Annotated in this window: 19 protein-coding genes; 13 read left to right on the top strand and 6 right to left on the bottom strand. The window is 67.4% G+C overall.

Going from position 1 to position 25530, the window contains the following annotated elements; all coding sequences use genetic code 11:
* Positions 1-17: 17 nt before the first annotated feature.
* The gene (locus FW784_RS00545; protein ID WP_149351418.1) at positions 18-1295 is read right to left on the bottom strand and encodes a nucleoside permease; all 1278 of its coding nucleotides are present in this window, start codon (positions 1293-1295) and stop codon (positions 18-20) included.
* Positions 1296-1554: 259 nt separating this feature from the next.
* Between FW784_RS00545 and FW784_RS00540 the strand changes: the two genes are divergently transcribed.
* The 6 genes from FW784_RS00540 (at position 1555) to FW784_RS00515 (ending at position 7462) form a co-directional block, all read left to right on the top strand.
* Positions 1555-2529 carry an aldo/keto reductase gene (locus FW784_RS00540; protein ID WP_149351417.1) on the top strand — a complete coding sequence of 325 codons (975 nt, stop codon included), beginning with the start codon at positions 1555-1557 and terminating at the stop codon, positions 2527-2529.
* A 148-nt stretch (positions 2530-2677) separates the two neighbouring features.
* A complete protein-coding gene (locus FW784_RS00535; RefSeq protein WP_149351416.1) occupies positions 2678-3622 on the top strand; it encodes an SPFH domain-containing protein in 945 nt (314 codons plus the stop codon).
* 9 nt (positions 3623-3631) lie between these two features.
* Positions 3632-4060, top strand: coding sequence for an NfeD family protein (locus tag FW784_RS00530; protein WP_149351415.1), 429 nt, complete (start codon positions 3632-3634; stop codon positions 4058-4060).
* Between the two features lie 129 nt (positions 4061-4189).
* Positions 4190-5293 (top strand): glycine cleavage system aminomethyltransferase GcvT, encoded by a 1104-nt coding sequence (gene gcvT, locus FW784_RS00525; RefSeq protein WP_149351414.1) that lies wholly within the window; start codon positions 4190-4192, stop codon positions 5291-5293.
* A gap of 102 nt (positions 5294-5395) precedes the next feature.
* Positions 5396-5788, top strand: a complete 393-nt coding sequence (gene gcvH, locus FW784_RS00520; RefSeq protein ID WP_149351413.1) for a glycine cleavage system protein GcvH — start codon at positions 5396-5398, stop codon at positions 5786-5788.
* A 939-nt stretch (positions 5789-6727) separates the two neighbouring features.
* Complete coding sequence (locus FW784_RS00515) at positions 6728-7462, top strand: histone H1-like repetitive region-containing protein (protein WP_149351412.1); 735 nt, start codon at positions 6728-6730, stop codon at positions 7460-7462.
* Positions 7463-7883: 421 nt separating this feature from the next.
* Here FW784_RS00515 and FW784_RS00510 read toward each other — a convergent pair whose 3' ends face one another.
* Complete coding sequence (locus tag FW784_RS00510; protein ID WP_149351411.1) at positions 7884-9227, bottom strand: serine hydrolase domain-containing protein; 1344 nt, start codon at positions 9225-9227, stop codon at positions 7884-7886.
* A 181-nt stretch (positions 9228-9408) separates the two neighbouring features.
* The gene (locus tag FW784_RS00505) at positions 9409-11034 is read right to left on the bottom strand and encodes a GMC family oxidoreductase (protein WP_149351420.1); all 1626 of its coding nucleotides are present in this window, start codon (positions 11032-11034) and stop codon (positions 9409-9411) included.
* Positions 11035-11150: 116 nt separating this feature from the next.
* On the opposite strand from FW784_RS00505, the gene FW784_RS00500 reads away from it, so the two are divergent.
* The gene (locus FW784_RS00500; RefSeq protein WP_149351410.1) at positions 11151-12458 is read left to right on the top strand and encodes an NTP/NDP exchange transporter; all 1308 of its coding nucleotides are present in this window, start codon (positions 11151-11153) and stop codon (positions 12456-12458) included.
* Positions 12455-13327, top strand: coding sequence for a metallophosphoesterase (locus FW784_RS00495; protein ID WP_187770612.1), 873 nt, complete (start codon positions 12455-12457; stop codon positions 13325-13327). The genes FW784_RS00500 and FW784_RS00495 overlap by 4 nt, the downstream gene beginning before the upstream one ends.
* A 54-nt stretch (positions 13328-13381) precedes the next feature.
* Here the strand turns inward: FW784_RS00495 and FW784_RS00490 are convergent, their stop codons facing one another.
* Complete coding sequence (locus FW784_RS00490; RefSeq protein WP_149351408.1) at positions 13382-15856, bottom strand: acyl-CoA dehydrogenase; 2475 nt, start codon at positions 15854-15856, stop codon at positions 13382-13384.
* Positions 15857-16065: 209 nt separating this feature from the next.
* Here FW784_RS00490 and FW784_RS00485 point away from each other — a divergent pair, with 209 nt between their 5' ends.
* The 5 genes from FW784_RS00485 to FW784_RS00465 are packed head-to-tail and all read left to right on the top strand — an operon-like array spanning position 16066 to position 21687.
* Complete coding sequence (locus FW784_RS00485) at positions 16066-16650, top strand: TetR/AcrR family transcriptional regulator (RefSeq protein WP_149351407.1); 585 nt, start codon at positions 16066-16068, stop codon at positions 16648-16650.
* A 46-nt stretch (positions 16651-16696) separates the two neighbouring features.
* On the top strand, positions 16697-18502 hold the full coding sequence (locus FW784_RS00480) for a phosphoenolpyruvate carboxykinase (GTP) (protein WP_149351406.1): 1806 nt from the start codon (positions 16697-16699) through the stop codon (positions 18500-18502).
* Positions 18499-19074, top strand: a complete 576-nt coding sequence (locus tag FW784_RS00475) for a 2OG-Fe(II) oxygenase (protein WP_149351405.1) — start codon at positions 18499-18501, stop codon at positions 19072-19074. Before FW784_RS00480 ends, FW784_RS00475 begins: the two co-directional genes overlap by 4 nt.
* Positions 19071-20087: a hypothetical protein gene (locus FW784_RS00470; protein ID WP_149351404.1), complete on the top strand. Its 1017-nt coding sequence runs from the start codon at positions 19071-19073 to the stop codon at positions 20085-20087. Before FW784_RS00475 ends, FW784_RS00470 begins: the two co-directional genes overlap by 4 nt.
* 22 nt (positions 20088-20109) lie before the next feature.
* On the top strand, positions 20110-21687 hold the full coding sequence (locus FW784_RS00465; protein ID WP_149351403.1) for a tetratricopeptide repeat-containing sulfotransferase family protein: 1578 nt from the start codon (positions 20110-20112) through the stop codon (positions 21685-21687).
* On the opposite strand, the gene FW784_RS00460 is transcribed toward FW784_RS00465, so the two are convergent.
* Together FW784_RS00460 and FW784_RS00455 are read right to left on the bottom strand one after the other, a co-directional pair.
* Positions 21663-22364 (bottom strand): putative 2OG-Fe(II) oxygenase, encoded by a 702-nt coding sequence (locus tag FW784_RS00460; RefSeq protein WP_205123537.1) that lies wholly within the window; start codon positions 22362-22364, stop codon positions 21663-21665. The two genes, FW784_RS00465 and FW784_RS00460, sit on opposite strands and share 25 nt — an antisense overlap.
* A 102-nt stretch (positions 22365-22466) precedes the next feature.
* Positions 22467-25394, bottom strand: a complete 2928-nt coding sequence (locus FW784_RS00455) for a TonB-dependent receptor domain-containing protein (RefSeq protein ID WP_149351401.1) — start codon at positions 25392-25394, stop codon at positions 22467-22469.
* Between the last annotated feature and the right edge of the window lie 136 nt (positions 25395-25530).

The following is a 25530-nucleotide window of genomic DNA, read 5'->3' as shown; positions in this document are numbered from 1 at the left end:
CCACCGTGCCTGCCACGTCAGGGATTGTTGACGTCGGTGCCGCCGTGCACCGGAACCGGCGCGCCGGGGGTGTGGCGGTGGCGGAACAGCGGTACGAACAGGATCGCCATCGCCAGCGCGTACAGCGCGAACGTCGTCCAGATGCCGTGCCAGTCCTTCGCGCCACCCGCGCCGGTGAAGTAGCGGTCGATCATCCAGCCGCTGATCCGGCTGCCCAGCACGGCGCCGACGCCGTTGGTCATGAGCATGAAGAGGCCCTGCGCGGACGCGCGGATGCGCGGGTCGCTCTGCTGTTCGACGAACAGCGATCCGGAGATGTTGAAGAAGTCGAATGCCATGCCGTACACGATGCAGCTGAGCACGATCATCCACAGGCCCGCGCCGGGGTCGCCGTAGGCGAACAGCCCGAAGCGCAGGAACCACGCGAGCATCGAGATCGTCATCACCGTCTTGATGCCGAAGCGCTTCAGGAAGAACGGGATAGTGAGGATGAAGAGCGTTTCGGAGATCTGCGATATCGAGATGATGACGGCGGAGTGGCGGACGCCGAACGCCTCCTTGAACTGCGGCAGCGCCTCGAAGTCCTTGAGGAACGTCACGCCGTAGGCATTGGTGAGCTGGAGCGCCGCGCCGAGCAGCATCGCGAAGATGAAGAACACCGCCATGTTGCGATCGCGGAACAGCCGGAACGAGGTCAGGCCGAGCGCGTCGATCATCGTCCGGCTGTCGCCGCGACCCAGGCGCGGCGGCGCCGCAGGCAGGGTGAAGGCGTAGAGGCCCAGCAGTACCGACCCTGCCGCCGCGACATAGAACTGCGCGGCCGACGACTCGAAGCCGAGCCAGCTCGTCGTCCACGTCGCGGCAATGAAGCCGACGGTGCCCCAGACGCGGATCGGCGGGTAGTCGCGCACCACGTCCAGGCCCTGCTGCTTGAGCGCGTTGTAGGCCACCGCGATCGCCAGCGAGATGGTCGGCATGTAGCAGAGCATCGTCGCGAGGATCAGCCAGTAGAACTGGTCGGGGTTCGCCGCGCGCGGCAGCATGCAGAGGAAGACGCCGCCCAGGATGTGCAGCGCGCCGTACAGGCGCTCGGCGTTGATCCAGCGGTCGGCGACGATGCCCATCAGCGATGGCATGAACAGCGACGAGATTCCCATCGTCGAGAAGATCTCGCCGAAGCTGGTGCCGGACCACTGGCGGTTCTGGAACCAGTAGGCGCCGACCGTGAGCAACCAGGCCCCCCAGACGAAGAACTGGAGGAAGTTCATCAGGGTCAGGCGGAACTTGAGGTTCACTAGGCAGGTCCTGGCGCGGTAGTGGGGCGAGCGTAGAGGCAAAAGCGGCTGTCGAGAAGCATTCCGGCCGCGGGAAACCTGACCAGCCGCGCGAGAGGCACGTTCGCGCACAGCTGGCGAGGTCCATATCGCAGCGTCAGCCGGTCGTGCGTTGCGCAGCGCAGGGCAGTCGGCGGCGCGGCCTGCGGGCAGAGCCGTCGCCACCTCTCCGTCAGGCCCGGGCGGTTTACAGTGCGACGCCTGCCTTCGGAGCCGCCCCATGCAATACCGCCGCCTCGGATCGTCCGGCCTGCAACTCTCCGCGCTCTCGTTCGGCGCGTGGCTGACCTTCGGCAACCAGGTGCCGCGCAGCGAATGCCGCAATCTCGTCGCCGCCGCGTGGGACCACGGCATCAACTTCTTCGATAACGCCGAGGGCTATGCGAACGGCGAGGCGGAAAAGGTGATGGGAGACGTGATCGCCGACCTGCGCCTGCCGCGCGACGGCTACTGCGTCTCCAGCAAGGTGTTTTTCGGGTCGGCGCAGGGTCCGTCGCCGATGCAGCGCGGGCTATCGCGCAAGCACGTACACGACGCCTGCCACGCCGCGCTCAAGCGCCTGCGTGTGGACGCGCTCGACCTCTTCTATTGTCACCGTCCCGATCCGGACACGCCGGTCGAGGAGACGGTGTGGGCCATGGACGTGCTGGTGCGGCAGGGCAAGGTGCTCTACTGGGGCACGTCCGAGTGGCCGGCCACGCTGATCCGCGAGGCGCACCGCGTCGCGCGCGCGCACCACCTGCACCCGCCGACGATGGAGCAGCCGCAGTACAACCTGTTGCATCGCGAACGTGTCGAACTCGAATACGCACCGCTCTATGCCGAGCTCGGCCTTGGCACGACGACGTTCTCGCCGCTGGCCTCGGGCCTGCTCAGCGGCAAGTACGCGGACACCTCGGGCGACGCGCCGGCGCGCCTTGAGCGCGAGGACATGGGCTGGCTCAAGCGCCTCGTGCTGGGTGACGGAAGCGAACGCCGCCTTGACCGCGCACGTGCTTTCAGCGACGTCGCCAAATCGCTCGGCCATCCGCCCGCGGCACTCGCCGTCGCGTGGTGCCTGCGCAATCCGCACGTGTCTTCCGTGATCCTGGGTGCGAGTCGCGTCGGACAGCTGTTGCAGAACCTGCAGGCGCTGGAACTGGTCCACGGCCTCGACGAGGTGCAGTGGCAGCAGGTCGAGGCGGCGGTCGCCTGACCGGCGTCATCGTTGCGGCGCGCGATCGCGCCGACGCGCCTACCTCGGCGGTTGACGTCGCCGCCAGCGCAGCATGCCGACGCGCGGATGGCCGGAGCAACGCTGCCGGTGACGCGGCCTATACTCGCGCCACTAAAGGGAGAGCGTCATGGGTGGATCGATCGTCGGACTGGTTCTCGCGTTCCTCGTCGTCGTGGCGCTGTTCAAGACCGTGCGCATGGTCCCGCAGGGTTACGAGTGGACGGTGGAGCGTTTCGGCAAGTACACGAAGACGCTGGACCCGGGCCTGCACTTCCTGTTCCCGGTGGTCTACGGCGTAGGCCGCAAGATCAACATGATGGAACAGGTACTCGAGGTCCCGAGCCAGGACGTGATCACCAAGGACAATGCGGTCGTCAAGGTCGACGGCATCGTGTTCTTCCAGGTGCTGGACGCGGCGAAGGCGGCGTACGAGGTCGCGACGCTCGAAATCGCCATCCTCAACCTGGTGATGACCAACATCCGTACCGCGATCGGCTCGATGGACCTCGACGAGTCGCTGTCCAAGCGCGACGAAATCAACACCAAGGTGCTGGTGGCGGTCGACCAGGCGACCCATCCGTGGGGCATCAAGGTCAACCGCATCGAACTCAAGGACATCGCGCCGCCGCGCGACCTGATCGATTCGATGGCGCGGCAGATGAAGGCCGAGCGCGAGAAGCGCGCGAACATCCTCGAGGCCGAGGGCTTCCGGCAGGCGGCGATCCTCAAGGCCGAGGGCGAGAAGCAGTCCGTGATCCTCGAGGCCGAGGGCCAGCGCGAGGCGTCGTTCCGCGCCGCCGAAGCGCGCGAGCGCCTCGCCGAAGCCGAGGCCAAGGCCACGCAGCTGGTGTCGGATGCGATCAGCGAAGGCAACGTGCAGGCGATCAATTACTTCGTCGCGCAGAAGTACATCGAGGCGTTCAAGTCGCTCGCCGAAGCGCCGAACCAGAAGTTCGTCCTGATGCCGATGGAGTCGGCCGGCATTGTCGGTTCGATCGCCGGCATCGCCGAGCTCGCCCGCGAAGCGCTGGAACGGCAGCCGTCGGCGAAACCGCCGGCACTGCCGCGCTGAGTCCACGCCATGCACGCCACGGTGTGGGCCATCCTCGCGCTGGTGCTGGTCGCCGCTGAGCTGCTCGCGCCCGGCGCCTTCATGTTGTGGCTCGGCATCGCCGCCGCGGCGACCGCGGCGCTCGTCTTCATGGTGCCGACGCTGGCGACCGTCTGGCAGGTCGTCGCCTTCGCGGTGCTGAGCGTCGTCTCCGTGCTGGTCTGCCTGCGCTTCTTCAGGCGCCAGCCGCAGGCAAGTGACCGGCCGGCGTTGAACCGTCGCGCCGAACAGCTCGTCGGCAGCGTCACGACGCTGGTGCGTCCGATCGTGGACGGCCGTGGCCGCGTGCAGATCGCCGACGCGCTATGGGATGTGGAAGGCGTGGACCTGCCGCTCGGTGCGCGCGTCCGCGTCGTCGCGGTGCGCGGCATGACGCTCGAGGTCGTGCCTCAGGACTGAGCGGCGCGGCGCCTTCTGCGACGCGTCGCGGGACGCTGTTACCGGCTCCTGCGCGCGCCGCGTTCACCGGGCGCCCACGGCGTCCCCTCGGCGCGGGATAATCGCGGCTTCCCCACCCCGCGACCCGCCATGACGAACAAGACCGTCCTAAACGAGACCCATCGCGCCCACGGCGCCAAGATGGTCGACTTCGGCGGATGGGACATGCCCATCCATTACGGCTCGCAGATCGACGAGCACCACCAGGTGCGTCGCGACGCCGGCATGTTCGACGTCTCGCACATGACCGTGGTGGACCTGCACGGCGCGCAGGTGCGCGACTTCCTGCGTCGGCTGGTCGCCAACTCGGTCGACAAGCTCAAGAAGCCGGGCAAGGCGCTCTACACCTGCATGCTCAACGAGCGCGGCGGCGTCATCGACGACCTGATCGTCTACTTCCTCGGCGACGGGTTCTTCCGCCTGGTGGTCAACGCCGCCACGCGCGAGAAGGACATGGCGTGGATCCGCCAGCAGGCGGCCGCGTTCGACGTCGGGGTCACCGAGCGCGAGGACTTCGGGATGATCGCCGTGCAGGGCCCGAACGCACGCGCGAAGGTCATCGGTCTGTTGCGCGCATCGGACCGCGCGTCCGTCGACAAGCTCGGCCGCTTCGCCGCGGCCACGGGCATCACTGCCGATGGAGTGGAGCTGTTCGTCGCGCGCACCGGCTACACGGGCGAGGACGGCTTCGAGGTGCTGGTGCCGGCGGACCACACCGCGCGCATCTGGGATCGCCTGGTCGAAGCGGGCGTCAAGCCGGCGGGGCTTGGCGCGCGCGACACGCTGCGCCTGGAAGCCGGCATGAACCTCTACGGACAGGACATGGACGAGGACGTGTCGCCGTACGAGGCGGGCCTCGCCTGGACCGTCGCGCTCGACGAGGGCCGCGACTTCATCGGGCGCGCAGCACTGGAGCGACAGCTCGAACACGGCAGCGCGCGGCAGATGGTCGGTCTGGTGATGGATGAGAAGGGCGTGCTGCGCCACGGGCAGAAGGTGCTCACGTCCGCCGGCGAAGGCGAGGTCCTCTCCGGCACGTTCTCGCCGACCATCGGCAAGGCGATCGCACTGGCGCGCGTGCCGGCGGGCGACGTGCGCGACGTGCGCGTCGACATCCGCGGCCGCGAGGTTCCGGTGCGCGTGGTCAAGTACCCGTTCGTGCGCGAAGGCGCGAGCCTCGTGCCCGACGCCTGACGTACGGCACGCAGGCGGCTGTTCCGTCCGCATCGCTTGGCTACACTAGCCGCGCACAGACCCCACCGACATATCCGCGACCCACGACGCATTGGAGCCCCCATGACCGAGATCCCCGGCGACCTCAAGTTCCTCAAGACCCACGAATGGGCCCGCGTCGAAGGCGACGGCAAGGTGACCGTCGGTATTTCCGACCACGCACAGGGACTGCTCGGCGACCTCGTCTATGTCGAGTTGCCAGGTGTCGGTGACCGTGTCGAAGCCGGCAACGCATGCGCCGTCGTCGAGTCGGTCAAGGCCGCCTCCGACGTGTACGCGCCGGTGTCGGGCAAGGTGGTCGCGGTGAACGACGCGCTGTCCGACAAGCCCGAAACGATCAACGAGGACGCATTCGGCGAAGGCTGGTTGTTCCAGCTCGAGATCGAGGACGCCGACCAGCTCAACGAGCTGCTCGAGCCCGACGACTATGCCGAGCAGCTGGACGACGACCACTGATCCGTACTTCAAGTGGTTTCCCCGAAAGGCCGCGGATCTCCGCGGCCTTTTTTCGTTTCCGAGGGAACGCGATCGGACGCGCGGCGTGCGCTGTCGATGCCACCGGGCGACGCGGTGTCAGATGGCGCATGCGGCCGTCGCATGGCGTTGCAGCAGGTAGTCGCGGACGCGTCGATGCGTCGTCGACAAACCGCGATCGGCGCCGACGAGGTCATCTCGTCGACCGCGAACACGCGTGTCGGGTTCGCGCAAATCCGCGCAAATCGACTTGTGCGACGCGCAAGCGAGAACATTTCTTCGCGTCGTCGACACATCGCTAGCGGCGCCTGTTGGGCTTTCGTTCCGGGTGCGGGCGCGCGCATCGACGCAGTGGTGTTGGAGACATGCGTACATGCACTGCGCGAACAAAACACCGTGTTTACCGACGTTTTTGTTGCACGCGAAAATCCGCGCGCGCGGCCGCGCGCTCGAAGCGCGTGCGGCGCGGGTCGCTCGGACGCGGCGTCGGCGGCGGTCGCTCGGAGACGCGGGGCAAAAAAAATGCGCCGGGGTTGTTGACATGCAAAAAAACGCTGATTAGGTTTCGCCCAGCAGCTCAACCTGCGAAAGCGAGTGGCAAATACAGACGCGACAACGCGCACTACAAAACGGAACTCCGCCCGGTATGCCAAACCGGTGGACGCAGGAGTCGTTTCCCTCGCGAAAGCACACGTCGCATTCCGAAGCAGCCCGATCCGCCGCTGGCGGGCCGGGCTTTTTCACGGCTGCGACGTACATGCGAACCAGACAGGTGCTGTCGTTTTCGGCGGGTGCATCCGCACTTCGCCGCTATTGCCGCCGCATCGGAACCCCGATGCGTCGGTCAGTCGCCGGGCTGTTCCCGCGACGTCGTCTTGAACTGGGCAATACCCCGATAGACCACTAACGAGGAGCCATCCCATGGCCACGAAGAAAGCCACCAAGAAGTCCCCCGCCAAGAAGGCGACCAAGAAGGCTGCGGGCAAGAAGGCCGCAACCAGGAAGGCCGCAACCAAGAAGACCGGGGCCCGCAAGACCGCGGCCAAGAAGGTCGGCGCTCGCAAGGCCACCGCCAAGAAGTCGACCGCCCGCAAGACGGCGGCGAAGAAGGGCGGCGCTCGCAAGACTGCAGCCAAGAAGGGCGGCGCCCGCAAGGCGACTGCCAAGAAGTCGACGGCTCGCAAGGCCACCGCCAAGAAGTCGACCGCCCGCAAGACGGCGGCGAAGAAGGGCGGCGCTCGCAAGACTGCAGCCAAGAAGGGCGGCGCCCGCAAGGCGACTGCCAAGAAGTCGACGGCTCGCAAGGCCACCGCCAAGAAGTCGACCGCCCGCAAGACGGCGGCGAAGAAGGGCGGCGCTCGCAAGACTGCAGCCAAGAAGGGCGGCGCCCGCAAGGCGACTGCCAAGAAGTCGACGGCTCGCAAGACCGCAGCCAAGAAGGGCGGCGCCCGCAAGGCGACCGCGAAGAAGGCCGGCGGCGCTCGCAAGGCGACCGCGAAGAAGGCCGGTGCCCGCAAGGCTCCTGCCAAGAAGGCTGGCGGCGCTCGCAAGTCCACGGCGAAGAAGGCCGGCGGCGCTCGCAAGATGACGCGTCGCTCGGGTCGCGGCTCGGACGCGCTGGCCAACATGCCGGCAACCCCGGCACCGATGATCTAAGAAAAACTACACCCGGTTACCGCGTCAACGACTCTCTCCCGCAGCCCAGGCGGGGGAGAGTTTTTTTTTGATTCGATCGGGTGCAGAACTGGCTGTCGCGACACTCGTGCGGTGGGAAGCCGCGTGTCTTCGGCCGTGCCCCCAGCCGCCGCGCGCATTGCCCAGCGGATAGCGGTCCGCGAACGTGAGGGGCAGCGCCGCAGCATTCACGGTGCGGATGGCAGGCCGTGCAGCGCTACAGGCCGATCGAAGAACGCGCCGCCGCCGCTGGAACGCGAGCGACCTGACGATGCGGCGCGCAACGTACGTGCGCTGACCGCGTCGACCGTGACCGCCGATAAGTCCGCAGGTGCACGGTGCCCGGTCGACCCAAAAAAAGGCCGGCGGATGCCGGCCTTCCATCGGCTGCCCGACGCTCGCTTCAGCGGGGCGCAGCGGTCGACTTGTTCGCGCTGGTGCCGGGCGCGTCCTCGTCGGTGTTGTTGTTCACGAACTGCGTCTGCTCGTCGAAGTCGTCCTTCATCCAGTGGCTGCCCGGGATGCCCAGGGCGCGGTCGAGGATGGTGGGGACGAGCGCGGACGGCAGCGAGCTCTCGCTGTTCCAGAGCAGCGCCACGCCGAAGTCGCGGTCAGGCAGCATCGCCACCGCGCCGCGATAGCCCTGCACGGCGCCGCCGTGGAAGACGAGCGTGTTGCCGGCGTAGTTGTAGATGCGCCAGCCGATGCCGTAACCGGCCGAGCTCAGCCGCTCGCGGCGCCACGCGGAAGCGCGCATCTCGCTGGGCGTCTGCACGCGCGGCGTATGCAGCGTTGCCAGCAGTGACGGCGACAGCACGTCGGGGCGGTAGCCCGTGTGCGCGATCAGCCACTGCGCCATGTCGGTCGCGCTGGCATTGACGCCCGCCGCCGGCAGCACCTGGTAGTAGGTCGACTTCGGCAACACGGACACCCAACCGCCGCGGCCGTGCACGTGCGGATGCGCCCAGCGCGGACTCGACTCGAGGCCCTCCATGCCGACGCTCGCGTCGTTCATGCCCAGTGGCTTGAAGATGCGGCGCTGGACTTCCTGGCCGTAGAACTTGCCGGTCGCTGCGAACACGACATCGCCGATGAGGCTGAAGGCGACGTTCTGGTAGCCGTAGCAGGCGCCCGGCGCGCACGCGAGCGGCACGTTCGCCAGGCGCTGCGTCAGCGTCGAGAACGGCGTGTACGCCTCGAGGTCGCGGTCCAACGCGTTGCGCGGCAGGCCGGTGCTCTGGCTGACGACGTTCGCGACCGTGACATCGCGCGTCGCGTTCGGATCGCTCAACTGGAAGTTCGGCAGGTACTGGGTGACCTTGCTGTCCCAACGCAGCGAGCCGTCATTGACCAGCAGGCCCGTGAGCGTGCCCGCGAACGCCTTCGACAGCGACGCCAGGCGGAACACCGTGTGCGCGTCCACCGGCTCGGCGGCCTGCATGTCGGTGATGCCATAGCCGCGAACGCTGACGATGCGCCCCTTGTAGACGATCGCCATCGCCAGCCCCGGCACCTTCTGATCGGCAACCAGCGACTGCGCCAACGTTTCGATCTGTCCGACGTTGAAGTCGGCCGCGATCGGCAGCGTGTTGTGCACGACCTGTGGAATCGCGGGCGCGGTCGCAGGCGGCGTCCAGCGCGGTGGCGGCGTCTGCGCGCCTGCACCGGTGCCGAGCGCGACAGGCAACAGGAACGCGAGTGCACCCGTCTGCCAGGTACGAAGCCGGGAACGGAGGACGTTAGTCATGGGCGCGATATTTCCACAGTGCCTTCACGTTTCGATCATAGCGTCGTGATCCGAGCGTGCCACGAAAAAACGCGTTCATATTCGTGGTTTCGTCAGAAACGGTGACGTCGGGCCTGCTGCTTTAATGTCCACGTAACATTCGGTTCACGTCGGCGACAACGATCGCCACGTGACGCGCCATTCAGCATTCGTCGACAGTGGCCGCGCGATTGCCAACTCTTGCGCCGCCCGTGCCAGCGATCCAGTCGCTCGCGCGCTCGGCGATCATGATCGTGGGCGCGTTCGTATTGCCGCCGATCAGTCGCGGCATCACCGCGGCATCGACCACGCGCAGGCCTTCGATGCCGTGCACCCGAAGCTGCGGATCGACGACGCTGTCGGGATCCACGCCCATGCGACAGCTGCCGACCGGGTGGTAGACCGATTCCGCCTTGGCGCGCACGAAGGCGAGCAGCTGTGCATCGTCAAGGTCGTTGCGACGCGGGATCACCGGCGCGCCGCGATAGCGATCGAAGGCCGGTTGCATCAGCAGCTCCCGCGACATCCGCGCGCACTCGACCATCATCCGGGCATCGAATCCGTCGGCATCGGAAAGGTAGTTGGCGTGGATGCGCGGCTTGCTGGCCGGGTCCGGCGATGCGAGCGCGATGCGACCGCGGCTGCGCGGACGCAGGAAGCACGCATGCACCGTATAGCCGTCGCCCGGAAGGCGATGGCGGCCGTGGTCATCGAGCTGAGCCGGGACGAAGTGCATCTGGATGTCGGCGCGCCCATCAGCGGCCAGCGGCGAACGCACGAACGCGCCTGCCTCGGCGATGTTCGAGGTGCCCGGGCCGCGATGGCCGCGCAGGAAATAGTCGAAGGCGATGCGCAGGTCGCTCGCGCGGTCGTAGGTGATCGGCTGCGTGCTTGCGTGCAGCGTGCAGACGTCGAGATGGTCCTGCAGGTTGCCACCGACACCGGGCGCGTCGTGCACGACGTCGATGCCATGCCCGCGCAGGTCAGCGGCGGGGCCGATGCCCGACAGCATCAACAGCTGCGGCGAGTTGATCGTGCCGCCGCTGAGCAGGACTTCGCGACCGGCGCGCACGCTGTGCAGCTGCCGCCCGTGCGCATATTCGACGCCGACGGCGCACCGCCCCTCGAGCAACACGCGGGTGACGAGCACGCCGGTGCGCACCTCGAGGTTGGGGCGCGTGAGCACCGGGCGCAGGTAGCCGACCGCGGTCGAGCAGCGCGCGCCATCCTTCTGGGTGACCTGGTAGAGGCCGAAGCCTTCCTGCTGCGCGCCGTTGAAGTCGCCATTGCGCGGGTGCCCGAGCTGCTGCCCCGCTGCAACGAATGCGCTCGACAACGGATTGACGTAACGCAGGTCGGCGACGCTCAACGGCCCGTCCGCGCCGTGCAGCGCGCCGGCCCCGCGCGCGTTCGACTCGCTGCGCAAAAACGCCGGCAACACGTCGCGCCACGCCCAGCCGGCGGCGCCGTCACTCGCCCAGTCGTCGTAGTCGCCGGGCACGCCGCGGACGTAGCACATGGCATTGATCGAACTCGAACCGCCGAGCACGCGACCGCGCGGCCACCACAGCCTGCGCCCGTCGAGTGCGGGTTCGGGTTCGGTCGCGTAGTCCCAGTTGAGGCGACGCACATTGACGAGCTTGGCGATGCCCGCCGGCATGTGGATCAGCGGATGGCGATCGCGTGGACCGGCCTCGAGCAGCAGCACGCGCACCGACGGGTCCGCGCTCAGCCGATTGGCGAGGACGCAGCCCGCGGAGCCGGCACCGACGATGACGTAGTCGAACATGCTTGCCTCGCGCGAAGTGGCCGCGTTGCCACCGTCCAGCACGAGCATAGCGTCGGCGGGGTGGCGGCGACGGCGGTCGCGGAGTACGGTTCGCATCCCACGCGGACCCAGGACCCATGACAGCCGACCCCGCGCCCGCCGCACCGGAGCAGTCACGCGTGCGGCATGGCGAATGGCCCGCCCTGCTGCTGTCGTGCGTGTACTTCTTCTGCGTGCTCACCGCGTACTACGTGATCCGGCCGGTGCGCGAGCAGCTGTCCGCCGCGGTCGGCTCGACGCAGCTGCCATGGTTCTACGCCGCCACGTTCGTCGTCACGCTCGCGCTCACGCCGCTGTTCGCCGCGCTGGTCTCGCGCTGGCGGCGGCGCGTGATGGTGCCGGTGGTGTACGGCGTGTTCGTCGCGTGCCTGCTGGGTTTCATTCCGTTCTTCGCGCAGCCGGACCTGCTGCCGCCGCGCGTGCTGGGCGTGGTGTTCTTCGTCTGGGTGAGCGTGTTCAACCTGTTCGTGGTGTCGGTGTTCTGGATCTTCATGTCCGACATCTGGACGCCGATCCAAGCGCGGCGCCTGTTCCCGCTGGTGGGTTTTGCCGGCACCGCCGGGGCGCTCGCGGGACCGGCGATCACGGCGTCGCTCGTCGGCATCGTCGGCATCGCGCCGCTGCTCGGCGTGTCGGCGACATTGCTTGGATTGGCCACGGCGTGCTCGGTGATGCTCGGCCGCTGGACGCGCGAAAGGCATCCGGTCACCGCGACCGACGCGCCGCTCGGCGGCGGCATGCTGGACGGCCTGAAGCAGGTCGTCGCGACGCCCTTCATGCGGCGGATGGCGATGCTGCTGGTGCTCGCCGACGGGATCGGAACGATCAACTACGCGCTGCTGGCCGATTACTCGCACGCCACCTTCGCCGACAGTGGCGCGCGCACCGCGTTCGCCGCGAACGTGGACCTTGCGTCGAACGTGCTGACGATGCTGCTGCAAGTGGGCATCGCGTGGTGGCTGCTGCCGCTGGTGGGTGCGGGCCGCGTGCTGATCCTCTGGGCAGGCATCGCGATGGCCGCGCTCGCGCTCGTGGTCTTCTCGCCGGATGCGTACGCGCCGTTGATCGGGGCAATGCCGGCGGTCGCCATCGCCGCGATCGTGAGCCGCGCACTGGGCTACGGCATGGCCGAACCGGCGCGGCACGCCCTGTTCACGCAGGTGGCGCGCACCGAGCGTTACAAGGGCCAGAACGCGGTCGACACCGCGGTGTGGCGATTCGGTGACGTGCTGGTGGCCCTGACGATGAATGCGATGAAGTTACTGGGAGCAGGCGTGGGCGCGATCGCCGCGATCGGCGTCGCCGCCGCGGGCGCTGCCGCGGGCATCGGATGGGGCCTGTCGCGTGCGGCCGGCCACGTCGAAACCGATTCCAGCGACGCATGACCCGCAGCACCGAAGCGCGCCGACGCTGGCTTCGCGAGCTCGGCATCCTGTGGATCGTCGCTGCGATGGTGGTGATGCTCTACGGCATCTTCGTCGAGCCGCGCCGCCTGGTGGATCGCGACTACACCGTCGCGATCCCGCGCTGGCCCGCGGCGTGCGCCGGCCTGCGGCTCGACCAGGTCAGCGACCTGCACACGGGATCGCCGGGCAACGGGATCGCCAACCTCGACCGCGTGGTCGCGCGCCTGGCGAACGGCGATTCGGACGCGGTCGTGATGACCGGCGACTACGTCATCCTCAGCGTACTCGGCGGTTCCTACATCCCCGCCGCGGTCAGCGCGCCGCACCTGCGCGTGCTCACGCAGCGCAAGCCCGTATACGCCGTTCTCGGAAACCATGACTGGTGGAAGGGCGGGCCCGAAGTGCGACGTGCGCTCGAGGCGGTGGGCGTGGTCGTCCTGGAGGACGAGGCGCGCCGCGTGACCGTGCGCGGCTGTCCGCTGTGGATCGTCGGCGTCGGTGACCTGTGGACGACGAAGCACGACGTCGGCAAGGCGTTCGCGCGCGTCGACGATGACGCGCCCGCCATCGTGCTGACCCACAACCCGGCGATCTTTCCGCGCATCCCCGCACGCGCGTCGCTGGTGCTGGCCGGGCACACGCACGGTGGCCAGATCTCGCTGCCGGGCATCGGCCAGCCGGCCCAATGGGGCAAGCCGGAAAACCGGTACATCCGCGGCGTGTACCAGGAGGGCGATCGCCGCCTGTTCGTTTCGTCCGGGATCGGCACCAGCATCCTTCCGATGCGCCTGGGCGTGCCTCCGGAAATATCGCGGCTGCGCCTGGTCGGTGCGACGAAGCCACGGTGACCCGAAACGACGACGGCGGCCGAAGCCGCGGTCGCGTGATGCAGCCGCGGCGCGTCAGGCCGCCGCGCGCGTGGCCTGTGCAGCTACGACTGCCGCATAGCCGGACGACCGCAGTTCATCCGCCTCGAAGTCATCGACGCTGATCGTGTCGATCGTCATCTCGCGCAACTGCTCGAGCTGGCGGCGTTCGTCGGCGGTGATCCAGCCGTTGGCCACCGCGAGGTCGAGTTGCGAGGCGAAGTCGTGCGCCCGGCCTTCGTGCCCCTTGAGTGCCTTCTGGAATTTCCGCTCGACCGGCTCGGCGGCGACCACCGCCGGCAGGTAGCTGTCGATGCGGCCGGCCGGATGGTTCTCGCCGGGGGTCAGGAACGCGCCACGTCCGATGCGGTCGCGCGCCTCGCCAGGCGCCATCAGGATCGACGCGACCTTATGGCTCAGACGGTCGCTCGGCGCCTCCGCACGACGGCCGAGCGGGAACACGAGCGCCCACAGCAGCCACGACACCGGACGCACCGGGAAGTTGCGCAGCGCGGCCGACAGCGATAGTTCGAGCTTGTGCATTGCATTGTGGAACGCCCATGCCAGCAGCGGACGGTCGGCGGCAGGGCTGCCCTGGTCCTGGTAGCGCTTGAGCATCGCGCTGGCGATGTAGAGCTGGCTCAGCACGTCGCCCAGGCGGCCGGACAGCGACTCCTTGAACTTGAGCTTGCCGCCGAGCAGCAGCATCGAGGTGTCGGCCATCAGTGCAAGCACCGCGGAGTAGCGGTTGAGCTTGCGGAAGTAGCGCTTGGTGTATTCGTCGCCCGGCGCCGCGCCGAAGCTTGCGCCGGTGATGCCGAACCACAGCGATCGCACCGCGTTGGAGATCGCGAAACCGATGTGCCCGAACAGCGCCGAGTCGAACTCGCGCAGGCCCTGAGAGGCGTCGGTGTTGTTCGCCGCCTTCATCTCTTTCAGCACCCACGGATGGCACAGGATCGCGCCCTGGCCGAAGATCATCAGCGAGCGCGTCATGATGTTCGCGCCTTCCACCGTGATGCCGATCGGAGAGGCCTGCCACGCGCGGCCGAGGTAGTTCTTGGGGCCGAGGATGATGCCCTTGCCGCCGTGGATGTCCATGGCGTCCTTGATGACCTCGCGGCCCATCTCGGTGCAGTGGTACTTCGAGATCGTCGACGGCACGGCCGGCAGCTCGCCGCGCGCGACCGCCGCGGCCGAGGCCTCCGCCAGCGCGGTGATCGTGTACGCATTGCCGCCGATGCGCGCGAGCGCTTCCTCCACGCCTTCGAAGCGACCGACCGACAGCCCGAACTGCTTGCGGATGCGTGCGTAGGCGCCGGTGACGCGCGCCGCGATCCGCGACCCGCCGGACGCCGTGGAGGGCAGGGTGATCGAGCGGCCGATCGACAGGCACTCCACCAGCATCTGCCAGCCCTTGCCGGCGAATGCCTCGCCGCCGATCAGCTGGCTGAGCGGAATGAACACGTCCTTGCCGCGCACCGGGCCGTTCTGGAACGGCGAATTGAGCGGCATCGCGCGGCGACCGATCTCGACGCCGGCGGTGTCGCGCGGCAACAGGCCCAAGGTGATGCCGATGTCCTCCTTGTCGCCGAGGATGTGGTCCGGGTCGTACATGCGGAAGGCAAGGCCGATCAGCGTCGCGACCGGCGCGAGCGTGATGTAGCGCTTGTCGAACGTCAGGCGCACGCCGACCACGCGGGCGCCGTTCCAGTCGCCCATGGTCACGATGCCGAAGTCGGGGATGGACGTGGCGTCGGAGCCCGCCCACGGGCCGGTAAGGCCGAAGCATGGAACTTCGCGACCGTCGGCCAGGCGCGGAAGGTAGTAGTCCTTCTGCTCGGTGGTGCCGTAGTGCATCAGCAGCTCGGCCGGCCCGAGCGAGTTGGGCACGCCGACGGTCGAACTCACCACCGAGGAAATGGACGCCAGCTTCTCGATCACCTTGTGGTTGCCGAGCGCCGTGAAGCCGAGGCCACCGTATTCCTTCGGCACGATCATCCCGAAGAACTTGTTGCGCTTGATGTAGTCCCAGAGCTCGGGCTGCAGGTCGGCGTGGACGTGGGTGATCTCCCAGTCGTTGACCATGCTGCACAGCTCCTCGACCGGGCCGTCGAGGAAGGCCTGCTCGTCCTCGCGCAGCGTGGGCCTGGGCTGCGCGAACAGCACGTTCCAGTCAGGCTTGCCGCCGAAAAGCTCGCCTTCCCAGCCTACCGTTCCTGCTTCCAGCGCCACGCGTTCGGTTTCCGACAGCGGCGGCAGCACCTTGCGATACATGCCGAACAGGGGCGTGGTCACGAAGGGCAGGCGGATCGCCGGAACCAGCAGCGGTATCGCGACGATCGCCAGCAGCACGGCCGCGACCATGGTGGCCGCGTGGCTTGCGCCGAACAGCCAGCACAGGACCAGGCCGCCCGCCGACACCGCCACCCAGGGCGCGAGCCGCATGCGGTGATAGGCGGCAAGGCCGCCCAGGATCAGCAGGACGAGGAACGGTGCGGCGATGCTCATGGAGCGCTCCAGCGGACGGCCGTCCGCGCGGGGTGGTCGAAAGGTCGGGTACAGGCTCGGCGCGATTCAAACGCCAGCATGAAACGCCCGACATACGCACGAGTATGGTGACCGTTGGCCGCCCGTGTCAACGGATAGCCAAGCGGCGCGACAGGGGTCACGATCGACGCATACTGTCCCGGCCGGACCCGTACGGATACACTGACCGCATGACGACGCAAACGCCCGCCAAGTCCGACCGCACCGGGCGCCTGAGCGCCGACGACTGGGCGCAGGCCGCTCTCGACATGATCGCGGAGCAGGGCGTGGGCGCGGTGGCCGTCGAGCCGCTCGCGCGCCGCCTCGGGGTCACCAAGGGCAGCTTTTACTGGCATTTCCCGTCGCGGGAATCGCTGCTCGCCGCCGCGCTGGAGCGGTGGGAGAAGACCGAGCAGGAGGCGATCTTCGGCCAGCTCGAACAGATCGCCGACCCGCGCGAGCGCCTGCGACGCCTGTTCGACCTGGTCGCCCACGAGTACGCCTCCCACATCATCTATTCGGCGCTGCTGAAGGCGCTCGACCACCCCACGGTGGCGCCGGTGATCGGCCGCGTCTCGCATCGCCGCCTCGAGTGGCTCGCCGCATCCTTCCGTCAGGCCGGGCTCGAGCCCACCGCCGCGCTGCACCGCGCGCGGCTTGCGTACGCGGCCTACGTCGGCTTCCTGCAACTCAACCTGCAGCTCAACCAGGCGCGCCTTCCGCGCGACCAGTTCGAGGCCTTCGTCGAGCACATGATGGCCACGCTGATCCCCTGAGGATCGCGGGCGACCGAGTTTCTTTCGCACTGCCACCGGAGGTTCCATGAATGCCCTCGTCCAGGATGTCGACCCGCCCGCCGTGACCGGGGGCAGCGCGATCGGGACCTCGCTCCGGACCCTCGCCGAGTGGGTCGACTCGGTCGCCGCGCTGACGCGCCCATCCGCGATCCACTGGTGCGACGGAAGCGACGCCGAGAGCGCCGCGCTGGTCGCGCAGATGGAGGGCGACCGCACGCTGCTGCGCCTCAACGAACAGACCAATCCCGGCAGCTGGCTGCACCGCTCGCATCCGGACGACGTCGCGCGCGTCGAGCACCTGACCTACGTCTGCACCTCGAGCCAGGACGACGCCGGCCCGAACAATCACTGGATGTCGCCGGCCGATGGCCATGCGCGGATGGACGGCCTGTTCGACGGCTGCATGCAGGGCCGCACGATGTACGTGGTGCCCTATTGCATGGGGCCGATCGACTCGCCGCTGTCGCGCTGCGGCGTCGAGATCACCGACAGCCCGTACGTCGTCGCGAACATGCGGATCATGACGCGCATGGGCGCGCCCGCACTGGCGCGCATCGAGCGCGAAGGCACGTTCGTGCGCGGCCTGCACTCCACCGGCGAGCTCGACCCGAACCGCCGCTTCATCATGCATTTCCCCGAGGAGTTGACGATCAAGTCGTACGGCTCGGGCTACGGCGGCAACGCGCTGCTCGGCAAGAAGTGCCACGCGCTGCGCATCGCGTCGTACCAGGCGCGGCAGGAAGGCTGGCTGGCCGAACACATGCTGATCCTCGGCATCGAGAACCCGCGCGGCGAGACGCACTACATCGCCGCCGCGTTTCCGTCGGCCTGCGGCAAGACCAACCTCGCGATGCTGATCCCGCCCGAGAGCTACCGCGAAAAGGGCTGGAAGATCACCACCATCGGTGACGACATCTGCTGGATGCGACCCGGCACTGACGGTCGCCTGTATGCGATCAACCCGGAAGCGGGCTTCTTCGGCGTCGCGCCCGGAACGTCCGCCAAGTCGAATCCGAACGCGCTGGAAACGATCGGTACGAATACGATCTTCACCAATGTCGGCCTCACCGCTGATGGCCGCCCGTGGTGGGAGGGTCTGGGCGAAGGCGAACCCGCCATTGACTGGCGCGGAAATGACTACGATTGCAGCCGCGGCCCGGCCGCGCATCCGAACGCGCGCTTCACCGTTGCGGCCCGGCAGTGCCCGAGCTACAGCGAGAAGGCCGAGGACCCGCAGGGCGTGCCGATCAGCGCGATCGTGTTCGGTGGCCGGCGCGCGTCGCTGGTGCCGCTGGTGTTCGAGGCGCGTGACTGGACGCACGGCGTGCTGGTCGGTGCGGCGATGGGCTCGGAAACGACGGCGGCGGCGACCGGTGCGGTCGGTGTCATGCGTCGCGACCCGATGGCGATGAAGCCGTTCTGCGGCTACAACTTCGCCGACTACTTCGCGCACTGGCTGTCCTTCGACAACGGCGCCAACAAGCTGCCGAAGGTCTTCCACGTCAACTGGTTCCGCAAGGGCGATGACGGCAAGTTCCTGTGGCCGGGCTTCGGCGACAACCTTCGCGTGCTCGAGTGGATGATCAAGCGCGTGGACGGTACGGCCGACGCCGTCGAAACGCCGATCGGCGCACTGCCGCGCGAGCAGGACCTGAACCTCGACGGCGTGCAGCTCTCCGACGAGGCCCGCGACAAGCTGTTCGGCTTCGACGAGTCGGGCTGGCGCGCGGAGGTCGACAGCATCGGCGACTACCTGCGCGGGTATGGCCCACGCATGCCCGACGCGCTGCATGCCGAGCAGCAGCGCATCGCCGCTATGCTTGGCGGATGAGCGACCGCGACCCCTTCAAACCCGCCCGATCGTTCGACATCGACGGGCGGGCGCTCCACGTTTTCGACGGGTTGCTCCCGAACGCAGCGGCCTACGCCGACGGGCTTTCGCGCGCGGCGTTCACCCGCACCGAGGTCGCGCGCCCGGACACCGCCGGCTACCGCCATTGGGTGACGCAAACACGCCTGGAGGCGCTGCGGGAACAGCCGATCCATGCGCTCACGATGCGCGCCGTCGAGGCGATCGCGCCGGCGGGATACCGCTACGAGCCGTATCGGGCCTACACGAATGTCGCCAACTATGGCGACATGCTGTTCACCCACGTCGATTGCCTGCCCGAACGCGAAGACCTGACGGCGCTCTGGTACATCTGCGATCTGTGGGATGTGGAATGGGGCGGCGAAACCGTCTTCTTCGACGCCGCCGACGAGATTGCAGCTGCGGTACGTCCGCAGCCGGGCCGGCTGGTGATCTTCGACGGCCGCATCAAGCACGTCGGACGTCCGCCGAACCGCATCTGCTATTTCCCGCGCTACACGTTCGCGATCAAGTTCCAGCGCGCGCGTCCATGACGTCGCCCTTCGACGACGCACGCTGGTTTCCGGTTGACCTCCATGTGCCGGATCGCGAATTCCGCTTCCTTCCGATCGATGAAGGCGTCCTCGAACGCTCGACGTTCCTCGACAACCGCATCGATGCCCAGCTCGATTCAGCGACCCCGGTTCCGCTGGCAGCGATCCCGCCGCAGCTGCCCGCGGGCCGGCTCGGCTGGCTCTTCCACACCTCGTTCTGCTGCTCGACGCTGCTCGCGCGCGCGCTGCATCTAGCGCCAAATCAGGTCGTCCTCAAAGAGCCCCTGCTGCTGCGCCGGCTTGGCGATGCGCGCCATTCGGGCTGGCCCGTCGACGATTTCCTGCGCCCGGTTGTGGGCCTGCTCGCACGGCCCTGGTCAGCCGCCGGGTCGGTGGTGATCAAGCCCACCCACGCAGCGCTGAACATCGCCGCCGACCTTATGCGGACGACGCCCGGCAGCCGCGCGCTGCTTCTCACCTCGAGCGTTGAGGATTTCGTGGTGTCCAACATCAAGAAGGCGCCGGAAACCCAGTCCAGGATTCCCGAGCTCGCCGAGCGCGCCCTGCGGACATGCACCTTGGCGGCGCGACTTCCGCCTGCCGCGCTGGCGCCGCCGGATCTCCTGTGCGCCGCAGCCCTGCAGTGGGCGGCGCAGCGCGAGCTCGGCGCCGATCTGCTCCGCGCGTTTGGCAACGCCACGTTGCGGACGCTGGACGCATCCCAGTTGCTCGGCGATCCCGTCGGAGTGGCGCGCGTCGCAAACGCCTGGCTAGGTGAACCACAGCTCGACACTGCCCTGCGCGCGCGCGCGGCCGCCGTGTCGACACGTAATGCGAAGGCCACCGCTGTTCCCTACGATGGCAAGCAACGGGAGCGCGACGTCATGTCGATCCGCCAACGATTCGAGGCGCCGGTCGGCAGGGCGCTCGCCTGGTACGAGCGCCATGTTGCACCGTCGATGAGCGCCGCTGCGCGCGACCTTCCCGCGATGGCACCGCTGGGCGCGCCGTGATCGCCGTTGCGTCCGAGATGCCATGAATCGTCCCGACCAGCTCTGGATGGCGGGGGAGCAGGCGCTAGCGCGCAAGGATCTCCAAACGGCCGAGCGCAGCTATCGCGCGGCGCTGGCGATCGATCCCTCGCACGCGCCGGCGTTGCTTGGCCTGTCGACGGTGCTGTTATGGCTCGGCCGCCATCGGGACGGCCACGACGCCGGGATGGCTGCTTTCCGCGTTCGCCCACCGGTCGCACCCATCCTCTACGCGATCGCCCAGCGGCTCGCATACTTCCACGAGTCCGAGTCGCTGGCCGGATGTCTGCAGGACCCAGCGTTCGCCGCAGGGGCGCCCGCCGACATCATTGCCAAGGCCGCCGTCATGCTGAGCTCGGCGGGTGCGCACGAGCAGGCCACCACGCTGGTCGAGGAGGGTCTGCGTCGCCGGCCTTCGGACGCCGCTTGCCTGCACGTGCGTGGCAATTTCCACTTTTTCCGCGGCGAGCTGGATGCGGCGGAGAAGTGCTACGAAGCCTCGCTTCGGTCCGACCCGCTGCTGTACCAGAATTCGATGATGCTGGCCGGCCTGCGGCCGGCGTCGCCGGAGCACAACCAGGTCGACCGATTCACCGCGCAGCTTGATCGCGCGAGGCCCGGTGGAAACGGCGAGATCTACTTGTCGTTCGCGTTGCACAAGCAGCTCCACGAGCTACGCCGGTTCGACGAGGCGTGGACCGCGCTCGAGCGCGGCTGCGCTGCGAAGCGCCGACAGGTCGAGTATTCGACGGCGCAGGACGTGGCGCTCGTCGAAACGATCGAATCGGTGTGCGACGCGGCATTCGTGGGCGCGACCAGCGGCGTTGCTCAACCGGTCGTGCCGATCTTCATCATCGGCATGCACCGCTCCGGAACCACTCTGCTGGAACGCATGTTGTCGGGCCATTCGCAAGTGGCGGATGCGGGTGAAACGTACGCCTTCCACGCCGAAATGGAATTGGCCACCGACCGCTCGAGCGCGAAAGGTCCGGATGTGGGGCTCGTGACAGCCGCGCGGTCCGCGGACTTCGATCGCGTTGCGTCGGGCTACGCGCGGCGTGCCCGCTGGATGAGTCGAGGCAGGCCCTTCATCACCGAAAAGCTGCCGCACAATTTCCTCAACGTCGGCTTTATCGCGAAAGCGCTTCCGCAGGCGAGGTTTCTCCACCTTCAACGTGATCCGACGGACACCTGCTTCTCGAACCTGCGCCAGCTGTTTTCCGGCGTAGCGCTCTACTCGTACGACCAGCGGGAACTTGCCGATTTCTACCTTCTGTATCGCCGCACGATGGCGCACTGGCAAAAAGTGTTGCCGGGACGCGTGCTCGAAATCCCTTACGACTCGCTGGTGCAGGATCCGTCAGGCACTGCGGGTCGTGTCGCCGCGCACTGCGGACTGCGGTTCGAGGATTCGATGGTCGACATCACGCGCTCGAGCGGCACGGTGTCCACGGCCAGTGCGAATATCGCGCGACAGGGCTTCCAGAGGAATCGCGGCCAGGCATGGCGCGACTATGCGGCGCATCTCCAGCCTCTCATCGACGGACTCGCGCCGGCCTACGCGGCGCCCGCGGCGCCCTGACCGTCGCCCATTCCGAACCAGCAGTTGAATGCGATCGTGATGCGCTCGTCCGTGCCGTGGAAGGGAAGCACTTCGTGCGATACCCACGACGGAAAGAGTACGAGCTGCCCGGCCCGCAGGCGAACGCTCCACGTCCCGTGATGGAACGGCGCAGCCAACCGTGCGTTACCGGGATCCAGGAACATGTTGCTGTAGTAGTGCGGGTTGTGGAATCGCAGCACCCCGGACTCCGGATGCGCGGACGATTCACCGCCGGGCGCGACGCAGTAGACGCCGGACCAAGATGCCATGGGGTGCGTGTGCGCGATGACGAACCCGGGGGCGCGCGTGACGTGGAACCACGTGTGCGAATAGATGCGCAGGCGCGACATCTCGGCCGCGGTGTAACCGTTCAGCGCCTGGAGCGTTCTGCCGAGCTCGGTCCAGCAGAACTCGCGCAGTTTCTGCACCGGCGGCTCGGGCCATGCGAACAGGTTGAACTGGCTCTCGAATACGCCGACCTGCTGCTTGAGCGACGGCTGCGGATTTGCGAATTGCGGGTCATCGGCGCGTGCGAGCAGCAATGATCTGAGCTGTGCATTGATCGACTCATGTCCGGGCATACGCGCCTGGGACAGCGGCACGGCGAACATCGGGGCAATTTCGGCGGTAGGGGGCAGCAGTGCGTCGTCTTTCATCCGCCGATGGTGCATACCCTGTTGCGCCGTCGCAAGCTCCACAAAAAACTACGGCCCCTTTCGGGGCCGTAGCGGTATCGCGGTATTGCGTTGTTGCCGGGATCAGAACTTCTGGTTGTAGGACATGTACAAGAAGCGGCCCGGAACGTCGTACTGCGGATCGAACGAGTTCGCAAACGTGGTGAACGCCAGCGGCGGCTGCTTGTCGAACACGTTGTTCACGCCGATCGTAACGCGCGCGTTCCAGGGGGCCTTCCAGTACGCCGACACATCGTTGTACGTGGTCGCGCCGATGTGGTTCGTGGACGTATCGAGCACGGTGCCATTCGCGTCCAACTGGGCGCGGTTGCACAGCTCGCCGAACCCGTAGTCGTTGGAGCCGCCGATGAAGGCGCACGGTTCCACCTGGTTCGAGAAGTAACGCGTGAACCACGTTGCGCCGAAGTCACCCTTCTCCCAACGCGTCATCAGGTTGGCACGGATGCGCCAGTTGTTGTTGCGGTCCTGATAGCGGCCCACGACGCTTCCGCCATCGGCGGCGTCGATCACGCCATTACCGTCCTGGTCGGACTCGTACTTCGACATGTAGGTGGCGTCGAACGTCCACGAGAACTTGCCGTAGCGGCTCTCCGGCGCCTTGTAGTTGGCCGTGAGATCCCAGCCTTCCACGTTCGCGGCGCCGATGTTCACGCCGCTGGACAGCAGGCCCTGGATCGCACCCGTGTTGTTGCGGCTGTACTGGTTGCAGAACGCCTGCACGCCGTCCCGAACGCACTGGTCAAGAATGAACTGCGCGCCGAACGACGTGATGGTGTTCTTAAGGTTGATCTTCCACCAGTCGAGCGAGACGTCGAACGAACCCGGAATGAACTTCGGGCTCCACACCACGCCCAAGGTGCGGGTGGTCGAGGTCTCCGGCCCGAGGTTCGGATTGCCGCCGACCTGGGTCAGGATCTGTGCATTGCCCTGGTCATAGCCACCGACCGGAACGCCCTGCGCGGTGCAGCGCGCCTTCTGCTCGGGAGTCAGGCTGTTGTAGCTGCCGCCGAACGTGGTGGAGCACGGATCCTTGATGCTCGGGAACGAGTCGGCGACGCCCTGGTAAAGCTCACCGATGGACGGTGCACGGAAGCCCTGGGCCCAGTTGCCGCGAACCATCAGCTCGTCGATCGGGCGCCACTTGAAACCGAACGCCGAATTGACCGTGCGACCGAAGTTGCTGTAGTTCGAGACGCGGCTCGACACGTCGAATTCGAGCTGGCGCGCGAACGGAACGTCCTTCAGCAGCGGGATCGACAGCTCGAGGTAGGCCTCGTCCAGCGAGTAGCCGCCGGCCGTTGCCGTACGGGCGTTGCCCGTGGTGTTGCCCGAGTTGATCAGCGCGTCCGGGGAGTCATAGCCCGACTCCGAACGCCGCTCGACACCGGCGGCGAAGGCCAGCATGCCACCCGGCAGCTCGGTGATTTCACCGGTGACGTTGGCGTAGTAGTCCTTCATCTTGTACGCCAGCTCGTCGTGCGCGACGAACGAGGAGTACGCGAGCATGTCCGGCGTGATCGAGCCGACGTTGCCGAGCAGGTTCAGCGGCACGCAGCCCGAGATGACCTGGCCGCCCGGTGCGTTCACGCAGACCGGCTTGCCACCACGGATTTCCGACGGGCCGAGCGCGTTCTTCAGCGACGGGATGTTGAACAGGCCGTTGGTCGTGTCGTTCTCGTCGTTGCGGCCATACACCATGCCCGCGTCCCACGTGAAGTAACGGTTCCAGCGCTCGAAGCTGCCTTCCAGGCCGCCGTTGAAGCCGAAGGTGTCGACGTTCTGGTTGAACGAGCGGCCACCGGTTTCGATGGCGCGACGCTGGATGCGCGACACATCGAACCCGAACGGGTTGTAGATGCTGTTCTTGCTGATGACGACGGTCTTGGACTGCGTGTTCGCGCCCGGGCCCGAGCCCAGCACGATCGGCATCGCGGCGAGCAGCTGCTCCGAACGACGGTTGTTGTACGTGCCGGTGATGAACGCGCTGACGTTGTCGGTGATGTTGACCGAGGCGCGGCCGAACAGCGACTTGCGCTCCTGCGGCGTCGCCAGATAGTTGTCAGGCGCGAAGTTGTACAGGTCGGCACCGGTGCGGTTGCGCCAGTTCAGGCCGCTCTTGCCCGGGTCGTACGTGAACTGGCCGGTCGTGCCGTTCGGACGCGTTTCCGCCACGGAGCAGGTGCCCGAAACCGGGTTGTACACGCCGCGGCACAGCGCGAAACGGCCGCCCGGGATCGTGGAACTGCCGAAGGCGACGCCGGTGTGGTAGGTCGGCTCGGACGAGATCTCGCGATCGCCGGCCATGACCGGCTCGGACTTGACGTAGCCGGCGCCGAACATCGCGCTGAAGCGGTCGTCGGAGGTGCCGATCGTGAAGTCGTAGGACTGGGTGAAACCGTCGCCCTTGTCGTACATGCCGAGGTAGCCGTCCATCTCGGCACCCTGGTAGTCGGTACGCAGGATGACGTTGACGACGCCCGCGATTGCGTCGGAGCCGTAGATCGACGAAGCGCCGGCCTTCAGGACTTCGATGCGCTCGACAGCGGCGGTCGGGATCGTGTTGAGGTCGACCGCGCCACCGAGGCCCGTGCCACCGACCCAGCGACGGCCGTTGACCAGCACGAGGGTGCGGGACGAACCGAGGTTACGCAGGCTGACGCGGGTTTCACCGTTGCCGCCGTTGTTGAACGTCGTGTTGAGCGTCGAACCGTTGGCGGCGAGGTTCTGGATCACGTCACCGACCGAGGTCAGGCCCTGGGCCTGGATCTCTTCGCGGTTGAGCGAAATGATCGGCTGCGACGTTTCGGACTCGGCGCGGCGAATGCGCGAACCGGTGACTTCGACGCGGCCGAGTTCCTGGGTCTTCTTGGTATCGGTAGTTCCGGCGGCGGGCGTGGTGTCCTGCGCGAACGCGACACTCGTACCGGCGACGGAGCCCACGGCGATCGCGAGTGTGATCGCGTCGCGGAGCCTGGTGGTCTTAAAGGTCATTTCGTCTCTCTCCAAGTGAGGCTTGGTGTTTCCCATGGGAACCTCCCCGGCTGAGCTCTGAACGACGCAATCCGGCAAGGTCGGGCCGATAGTAGCGAGGCCGGCCAAGAAATTAAAGTGTCGTTAATAAAAAAGG

Origin of the sequence: Cognatilysobacter lacus, from assembly GCF_008274655.1 — a bacterium.
GTDB lineage: Bacteria > Pseudomonadota > Gammaproteobacteria > Xanthomonadales > Xanthomonadaceae > Cognatilysobacter > Cognatilysobacter lacus.
This window is presented reverse-complemented; position numbering and strand designations above follow the sequence as displayed.